Annotated in this window: 2 protein-coding genes; both read left to right on the top strand. The window is 68.3% G+C overall.

Annotation, left to right across the window (positions count from 1 at the left end; translation table 11 throughout):
* Positions 1-1,720: TauD/TfdA family dioxygenase (locus tag AAF184_24935; GenBank protein ID MEO0425604.1), on the top strand; the 1,720-nt coding region annotated here is incomplete at its 5' end.
* Positions 1,717-4,262 (top strand): AMP-binding protein (locus AAF184_24940; protein ID MEO0425605.1); only part of this gene is annotated, 2,546 nt, incomplete at its 3' end. The genes AAF184_24935 and AAF184_24940, both read left to right, overlap by 4 nt.

Consider the following 4,262-nt stretch of genomic DNA (forward strand, 5'->3'; position numbering starts at 1 on the left):
TCAGGAGCAGGCGAGCCTGTTCATGGTGTGTTTGGCCGCCTTCTCACTGCTGCTCGGACGCGAGAGCGACAGCGACGACATCGTCGTCGGAACGGACGTTGCCCACCGCACCCATACGGCGGCCGAGGGGCTCATCGGTTTCTTCGTCAACGTGCTGCCCCTGCGCACGGATCTCGCCGGTCGGCCCACCTTCGCCGATTTGGTTGCACGTGTGCGCAAGACCTGTCTCGAGGCCTACGCCCACGAAGATGTACCCTTCGCCCGCCTGGCAAGCGCCGTAGGCGATCGGGATCGGCGCCAGGACGGGGGCACGCCGCTCGTTCAGGTGCTCTTCGTCCTGCAAAACCTGCCCACCGTGCAGTTGCAGCTCGGTGAGTTGGAGGCGCAGGTGCTGGAGATAACGGAGCCAACCACCAAGTTCGACCTCGCCTTCTTCTTCCGTCGCTCGGACGCCGGGTTGAGCGGCACCTGGCGCTACGATGCGGGCAAGTTTTCAAGGGAGAGGGTCGAGCGATTGGCGCAACGCTTCGAGCAACTATTGGGCACGATCGTCTCAGCGCCTAACAAGATCATCGACGACCTCGATCTACGTACGCAGCAGGAACGCATGGTGGATGAGCAACGTAGCAAGCGGCGGGTTGCCGGCCGCAAGGCCCGTCTCCAGCGCGCGTCGGCGAGGCCCGTGTCGCGGGTGGCCTCATCACCGATCGAGCCGGGTGCATCGATCGCGGGACTGACGCGTGGCGATGGTGCTGCGGCGTCCGCGAGCGCGCCCTGGTGCGTGCAGGCGCGGGGATCCGACGCCGACCTGGTGGCCTGGGTGCGTGCCGAGCGCGACGCCGTGAGCGAAGCGTTGGCGCGCCATGGTGTCGTGTTGTTCCGCGGTGGCCCCTTTCACGAGGAGGCGAACTTCGAAGCGTTGGGTCGCGCACTGCTCGGCGAACTGTACGGGGAGTACGGGGATCTGCCGCGATCTCAGGTGAGTCGGCGCGTGTACGGTTCGACGCCCTATCCGGCCGATCGTGCCATCCGCTTTCACAGCGAGAGTTCGCACCTCACCACGTGGCCGACGCGCATCCTGTTCGGCTGCGTCGTGCCCTCGCAAACGCGCGGTGAAACGCCACTTGCCGACGGGCGCGTCGTGCTCGAGGCGTTGCCCGCGCAGGTGCGCGCCCGCTTCGTCGAGCAAGGCTTGCGCTACTCGCGCACCTTCACCGATGGCCTCGACGTGCGTTGGCAGGACTTCTTCCGCACCGATTCACGCGACGAGGTGGAAGCCGCCTGCGCGCAAACCGGCACGGCCTGCGAGTGGGATACGGACGGGACGCTGCATATCGCCGATGTGCGCACGGCCGTGTGCGATCACCCGGACCACGGTTGGCCCGTGTGGTTCAACCAGATCGCCTTGCATCACCCGGCCTATCTGGACGCAGGCGTGAGGGAGGCCCTCCTCGCCAAGTTCGGGGTCGAGCGCTTGCCGCGCAACGTCACCTACGGGGACGGATCGCCGATCGGCGAGGCGGACCTGGCCGCGATGGATCGGGCCTACGATCAGGCGCGGGTGGAGTTCCCATGGCAACGCGGGGACGTACTGCTGGTCGACAACGAACGGGTAGCCCACGGACGCAATCCCTTTACGGGCGAGCGCCGGATCATCGTGGCCATGGGCCGGATGCGCGGTCCCGACGGGGAGCTGATCGCGCAGGAGCCATCGTCATGAGCTCACCGAGCGGATACTGGCTGTCGCCGCAGCAGGAACGCGTGGTCGACATGCTCGCTCGGCGTGAGCGCGGGGAGCTTGCGGCGAGCGCGGTAGGCACGATCGCGGCGGGCTACTGCCGCGGCGGGGTGGGGCGCGTACAGCTGATCGTTCGCTCCACCGAATCGGTGGGCCTAGCCACCTTGTGCGACCGACTTCGCGCCGCCATGCGGCAGCACCAAATACTGCGCCTGCGGCTGGTGCCTCGCTCGGGCGCCCGCCGTCCGCTGCAGTCGTTCGTTGCCGTCGACGGTGTCGACCCCGAAGCCGACGGCATGGTGCTGGATCGGCCTGGCGGCGACGTGCACGGGATTGCGCAGGGACAGTGGCAGGAACCCTTCGATCTGACTCGTGAAGCACCGTTGCGCGTGGTGCGCGTGACGGGAGAGGACGGGGTGCGACTGGTGCTCACGGCATCGGCCCTCGCCCTGGACACCCGCTCCGCGATGATCCTCGCTCGCGCGCTTTGCGGCGCTCATGAGGACGCCGGTGTCGATGATGAACCGCTCGACTGGCTGGGTGCATCGACCTTCTTCCGCGAGTGGCTCGAGGATGAGGACGACGAAGAAGCCGTCGCAGACAGGGCCTTCTTCGCGGGGTCAGAGGGCCGGCCACCAGGGTGGCCCCGCGTGCACGCGATCGACCGCGCGGCCGACGTACCGGGCGGCTACGAGCGCTACGTGATCCCGGTTCCTTCGGACACGCTGAGCCAGCTCGAGGGCGATGCTCGCCACGCCGAGGCGGCCGCCGTGGCGATGCTGCTCGGCTTCCTCGCCCGCACCTCGGCCCTTGCGCAGCCGTCGCTGCGGGTGGCGTCGAGCGGCCGCGAGGCGATGGAGGAGCTGGTTCCGCTGCTTGGCCCCTTGGCGCGTTGGCTGCCAACGAGCACTCGCGTGAGTGGCGACGAGGCGGTCCGTGACCTTACCGACTCGCTTGCAAGCACCATGAAGCAGGCTCGCGAGCACGAACTCGGGTTCCGCGACCCCGTGCCAGGCCAGGCCGGTGCCGAGGGCGACGATCCGGGGGCGATACCAGCCATTGCCTGGGTCGATGCAAACCTGGGTGAACACGCTGTTGTCGAGGCCGTACGCACGGCGGAGACAGACGCGCCGTGGACCTTGCTGCTGGCAGCGGCCGGTTCTGCACGCGCCCCACAGCTGTCACTGGAACTCGACGCCGACCGTATGACGCCGAGCGCGATTGAGGCATTAACCTCTAGCCTGACCGTCTGGCTAGGTGCTGTGGCTCGCGAAGGCATCGCCACTCCTCTCAGGCGGTATCCGCTTGTTGAGTCCGTGTCGCCAGCGGCCGTCGTGCCTGGCCGGGAGCCTGCAGCAGCAGGTGCAATGCTTTTCTTGGAGCGATTTCTCGCCGCTGCTCGCAGCCATGGGCCCTCACCGGCGGTGATCGACGATGCGCGTAGCGTGTCCTACGACGAACTCGAGGCGTCGAGCGCCGCCTTGGCGGTGGAGTTGCGCGCAGCGGGTGCCGCGCCGTCGCGGCCGGTCGCCGCCGTGATGACCCGGACGCACCACGCGATCACCGCTATGCTCGGCGCCATGCGCGCGGGGGCGCCTTATCTGCCCCTAGACCCGGCGCTGCCCCAGGCGGCGTTACGCGCACGACTGGAGGATGCGGATGCGGCGATCGTGCTCACCGATTCCCTGCTGTCCTCGCGCATCCCCGCCGAGTGGCCCCAACGTGCGCTCGATGTGACGCCGCCGGCGCCGAGGGGGCACGGCACCGTTGCACCGGCGCTGCCCAGCGAGCAGATGCCCGCTTACCTCCTCTACACTTCTGGGTCGACGGGAACGCCCAAGGCGGTGATCGTCACCCATCGCCAGCTGGCCGAGTATGTCCATGCGGTCGAGCAGGTAGTCCAGGCGCGAGTGGGCGCCCGCTGGGGCAACCTGTCGACGCTCGCCGCGGATCTGGGGCACACGACGCTGTTCCCGCCGCTTGCGAGCGGGGGAACGATCCGCCTGCTCGGCGAGGAAGCCATGGGCAATGCCCGTGTGTTGGCGGATACCTTGCGCGAAGCACCATTGGATGTGCTGAAGATCGTGCCGTCGCACCTGGCTGCGCTCCTCGACGGTGCCGGTGACGACGAGGCCCGGCGGGCTATCCTGCCTCGCGAGGTGCTCCTATGCGGTGGGGAGGCACTGCCTCGAAGTCTCGTCGAGCGTGTATCGCCGCACGTGCCACGGGTGTTGAACCACTACGGCCCGACCGAGACGACGGTGGGCGCGGTCGCCGGCGATGCGCGCGCCGCGTCAGCGGATGGCGTCGATACCGTGCCGCTAGGTCATCCGCTCTCGCCTGCTCGGTTGCACGTGCTCGATCGCTACGGTTTGCCGGTGCCTCGGGGCGTCGTAGGCGAACTGTTCATAGGCGGGACCACGGTTGCGCAGGGCTATCACGGTCGAGCGGCGCTGACGGCGTCCCGCTTCCTACCGGATCCATTTGCTGGTGCGCCTGGGGCGCGCATGTATCGCACGGGCGA

The sequence above is a fragment of the Pseudomonadota bacterium genome, from assembly GCA_039815145.1.
Lineage (GTDB): Bacteria > Pseudomonadota > Gammaproteobacteria > Steroidobacterales > JBCBZW01 > JBCBZW01.